Consider the following 3,468-nt stretch of genomic DNA (forward strand, 5'->3'; position numbering starts at 1 on the left):
CTGTGGTTAAGGCTTTAGAAAGTTTTCTATTTGTTGTTTTGATTTCTTATTATTCAAGAACTGCTTCAAGAACTATTATTCCGTCTGTATTGCGACCAATTCAATGGCTACTTGTTGGAGATTGGTTACTTTCTCAAATATCTTCGCCAATAACTCTCTCGAAATTTTGAAACTGCGGTCATATCTGGCCGCAGTATAAGCATCTTCTAATAGATTATTTAATTGCTTATCTTCTTCGGTATCGTCAGAAAATATTGTACAAAGTTGCGGCGCACAGCGGCAGATGTACTTTCTTAAGGCTTGTAAAGCATGTGTTTTCTTATCAAAGCCATTTAAATTTTTTAAAACACTTCGGTAAGTTAGTTCCGTGGCTTGATGCAGTAAGAATGAAGTAATTTTAGAATGGTTCTTTTCTAAAAGATAAGCTGCCATTTCTTTAAAGTCAATTGCTCTTTGAATATCTTGTTTAAAGTTATGGCTGATTTGCTTTTTCATTTGCTCTAGCATCTCTGATGATGGAACAGGGTATTGGCTTTTACTATTATCATAAATGATATTTTCTTGAAGGCAATGCAAAGAATAAAATAGATGCCCATTGGAAAGGTCTTCTTTCAGATTACCTTCGTTATACAAAGAGCAACAAACAATGGATTCACTTACGTATGGTATTTCCAAGATGGGTTCTAATTCTACAAATGGTTTTTCATTGGAGGAGGCAACAATGATGAGCAAATCAATATAAGTTTCATTAGTAATCTTTGGATGATTTATCCGGTAAATTCTTGTAGGTTGTATGGTGGCAACCAAAAGCTGAATAAGTGGTTTTAGTTCATCTTCCCCTTGAGTTATATTTTCTACAATCGAGGCAAGCCAGCCTTTCCAATCCTTTAATGCAGATTGTTTCGCCTCAGCACCAATAAATACATTATTGGTAATATTTAAAACGCGGCTATTACCGTTTTCCATAATGATAAATTTTAATGATAAACATTCCGCAGTATCTGTACTAAACTTTAACCGGATAATATTTCCTTAATTGATTCAGACAGCTTTCTTCAAAATCCGCAAAATGTTCTTTGAAAATGGTTATGCGGTTATGTGCTTGGTGCATCCATTCTAAAATGCCCGCATCTCTTAAGGAAGCAACCAAATAATATTGGTAATTGATGACAATAAAAAAAGTAATGCTTGCATCAAATTGACTAACTACTTTATTACCTATCTCAATTTTCAAGGCTAACTGGTAGTATGCGTCTTTATTGGTCAGTTGAAAAAATAATTTTGCTCTCTCACTATTGATAATAATTCGGTGCATATATTTTTTAAGTGGCTTGCCTTTCAGATACCGTGTACCAAAGAATGGGAGTTGATAAACATTTTCCTGTCTTTGTAACAATGGAACTACTTTTTCCCATAAACAAAAAATTGCTTGTATTTTGTCTTGATCATTCTCCTCATCTATTAAATAGCGGTTGGCGTTTTCTGCATGTTTCCAAATTTCGTAGCACCATCTATTCACTGTTTTTTGCTCTTCCGTAAGATTTTTTTCATAATCCTTTTCGGTTCCACTTAAAAATTTTTCAAAGGCTTTTAAATCTGTCCCCTCTTTATTTTTTATCCCTAAGCAAGGCAATAAAAATGTAGGGTTTGTAAACCGTTTGTTCGGTGGAAACATTAGCATATAAACCATTGCCGAATTTAAGGTTGCCGGCGTTTGTTGAGTAACTGCAGGTAATTGCAATAAACTCTCCAATGGCAGTGTAATATTTTCATTCGTAAATTGATAGATAGTTCCCAACTGCTTTTTAGGTCTAAAATATTGTTCAATCCCATCTACCGTTTTTGTGAAAAATTGAGGATGTTTAAGACTCAAAGCGATTTTGCCTGCTGGTTGGTATCTTTCAAAATAATAATCTCCCCTTGCAGTAATTATTTCATCCAGTACCTTAAATGCGTGAACACATATTTTATCTGATTGATTTCCACAATGACAGGTAACCATTAGTTTGTCTGCCGCAATTTCGAGCCGAATAATGGTCTCCCAATCGGAATTGTCTGCCTTAAACTGCAAACAATTATCTTTAAACGAAATAAAATTTAAAGAAATATAATCCCATCTCTTTCTTTTAAAGGTATGCCCATCTGTTTGTTGGCAAAACTGTTCTTGCGTTAATACATAATGCTTCTCAGGGAAATTAATAACGAATGGCTTTGACGGATTGTTTGTCTTTTTAAATACCTGCTTTTGTATTTGCTTTTTTAAAATCATCGGAGTAATTTTTTGATGAACTCAAAGCAACTTTAGAATGTACAACTATAAAATTCTTAAAAGGAATAGTTTATCTTTACAGAAGGATATCTTATCCAATGGAATAGATTTACAATTGCACTATTCCAATACAAAAAGTTTAATTTTGTTTTATGACTACGAAAGAAGAAACACAAAAGACAATTCATCACGGCCGGAATGTAAAACGCTTCCGCGAAATGTTAGGTATAAAACAAGAAGCTTTGGCTTATGAATTAGGCGGCGATTGGAATCAGAAAAAAGTCTCTTTGTTGGAGTCTAAAGAAATAATTGAAACAGATGTTTTGGAACAAGTAGCAAAAATTCTGAAAGTGCCAGTAGAAGCTTTCCAGAATTTTGATGAAGAGGCAGCTGTGGCGTTTTTCAATACCTTCAATGATAACAGTACGAATCATGGCACAATAGGTAACAATTATAATTGTGAGCTTAATTTTAACCCCGTTGACAAAGTTGTGGAATTATTCGAAAGACTTCTTGCAAGTGAAAAAGAAAAGACGGATTTAATGAAGGAGATATTGGAAAAAATGGGGAAGTAGTTTATTTAATCAATATACAACTGTTATGAGTTTTGAAATTCCTAAAAAATTAGAAATTTCGGAAACCGAAGTTTATAAAAAATTCTCTGCCGATATTGATTATTGTGTAGCCTTCTTTGAAGGTTTTGGTCAGATTGTTTTTCGTCGACTTATTTCCTTTATTACTGCTAAAAATGTATTGGTATTAAATACCGAGCTAATTGACAGTGCTGTTCAAACCTTAAAAAGTATAAAGCTTTGCTGTTCCATTGGAAGTTTTGCAGATGCAAATGCTTTAATTAGAAAACTACGGGATGATTTGATTTTATATGTCTATATTCTTAACGTTATCGATCAAAGAAAACCTTTTAAGGAAGATCCAATAGATATCAAAACTGATAATGCTGAGAACTTCGCAGATTCAATATCAAAACTTCACTTTAATGATACTTTATCCGAAGACGAAAAAGCGATATCCGCCTGGTTAAGTAATAACGTGAATGAACTGCCTAATCCAATTAAAAGAAAATTAGAGTTTAAAAATTATATGAATGTTCTTAAGGAGAATGAACATATATACAAAATTCTCGAAGACTATAAGCTAAGTGATTATTGGGAAAAGCTCAGGAGAAGTCTAAATGATTA

Annotated in this window: 4 protein-coding genes; 2 read left to right on the plus strand and 2 right to left on the minus strand. The window is 33.2% G+C overall.

The window, feature by feature from the left end; all coding sequences use genetic code 11:
• Positions 1-75: 75 nt before the first annotated feature.
• Together ACQR30_RS01965 and ACQR30_RS01970 are read right to left on the minus strand one after the other, a co-directional pair.
• Positions 76-966, minus strand: coding sequence for a HEPN domain-containing protein (locus ACQR30_RS01965; RefSeq protein WP_429730506.1), 891 nt, complete (start codon positions 964-966; stop codon positions 76-78).
• 40 nt (positions 967-1,006) lie between these two features.
• Entirely contained in the window at positions 1,007-2,269 is a 1,263-nt protein-coding gene (locus ACQR30_RS01970) for a hypothetical protein (RefSeq protein ID WP_429730509.1), read from the minus strand.
• Positions 2,270-2,421: 152 nt separating this feature from the next.
• Between ACQR30_RS01970 and ACQR30_RS01975 the strand changes: the two genes are divergently transcribed.
• On the plus strand, positions 2,422-2,844 hold the full coding sequence (locus tag ACQR30_RS01975; RefSeq protein ID WP_429730512.1) for a helix-turn-helix domain-containing protein: 423 nt from the start codon (positions 2,422-2,424) through the stop codon (positions 2,842-2,844).
• A gap of 25 nt (positions 2,845-2,869) precedes the next feature.
• Positions 2,870-3,468: hypothetical protein (locus ACQR30_RS01980; protein ID WP_429730515.1), on the plus strand; the 599-nt coding region annotated here is incomplete at its 3' end.

Source organism: Arachidicoccus sp. (assembly GCF_050436765.1).
Lineage (GTDB): Bacteria > Bacteroidota > Bacteroidia > Chitinophagales > Chitinophagaceae > Arachidicoccus.